1 protein-coding gene is annotated in these 307 nt (G+C 46.3%); it reads right to left on the reverse strand.

The features are described 5' to 3' along the window. Window positions 1–307: IS66 family transposase (locus M72_RS16140; RefSeq protein WP_141652775.1), on the reverse strand; the 307-nt coding region annotated here is incomplete at both ends.

Consider the following 307-nt stretch of genomic DNA (forward strand, 5'->3'; position numbering starts at 1 on the left):
ATAGGAATCCCACCATTGTCACCAGTTCGTACCAGCCAGACATAAGATTTACTCTGTGGTCTGCGGCCTTCTTCCTTTAATACCTGGATCGGAGTCTCATCTGCCATCAGATATCTGCGTTTCAACAGTTTCCGGTGCAGATATTCATACATTGGCAAAAAGTAATTCTCTGCGCAGTAGATGGTCCAACTGGCCATGGTCGTACGGCTGATCTTTACCCCAAGGTGTTCAAAGTCCTTCTCCTGACGGTATAAGGGCATGGACATGACATATTTATAATACATCACATGTGCTGCAAGACCGGACG

Source organism: Roseburia faecis (genome assembly GCF_001406815.1).
GTDB lineage: Bacteria > Bacillota > Clostridia > Lachnospirales > Lachnospiraceae > Roseburia > Roseburia faecis.